Raw genomic sequence first — 532 nt, 5'->3', positions numbered from 1 at the left:
GACCATATAACCCCAAGCAATCTGGTTATACTGTGAAGACAACATTCGCCGAAAATTCGATCATACTCAATTAAGAGCCACTCACAAATTTTACCTTAGCCTGATCCGTTACCAGTGAAAGTAACGTTCAGCCTATCTTTCTATCACATACCCAAATTTTTAAAGAACGAACTAGTCAAAGACTAGAAATCAACATTCACCATCACAATGATGGAATGCTCATTTCTAAGCTTTCTACAAACAGAAGCAGTAGTGGTGGAGCCAAACGGGATCGAACCGTTGACCTCCTGCGTGCAAGGCAGGCGCTCTCCCAGCTGAGCTATGGCCCCGTATTTCTACAGGCGTTTCCCACACAAAATTGGTGGGTCTGGGCAGATTCGAACTGCCGACCTCACCCTTATCAGGGGTGCGCTCTAACCAACTGAGCTACAGACCCAATTTCGGGCTGCTTCTTTTCGTCTTCTTCAATGAATCAAGCAATTCGTGTGGGAACTTATGGAGCAGCTGATGTCGTCGATTAAGGAGGTGATCC

2 tRNA genes are annotated in these 532 nt (G+C 45.9%); both read right to left on the bottom strand.

Annotated features, from left to right (window positions below):
• Window positions 1-253: 253 nt before the first annotated feature.
• Window positions 254-329, bottom strand: a tRNA-Ala gene (locus AC07W7_RS27140).
• Between the two features lie 30 nt (window positions 330-359).
• A tRNA-Ile gene (locus tag AC07W7_RS27135) sits at window positions 360-436 on the bottom strand.
• Window positions 437-532 lie beyond the last annotated feature (96 nt).

The sequence above is a fragment of the Pseudomonas sp. GW821-FHT01D09 genome (assembly GCF_059422465.1).
This window is presented reverse-complemented; position numbering and strand designations above follow the sequence as displayed.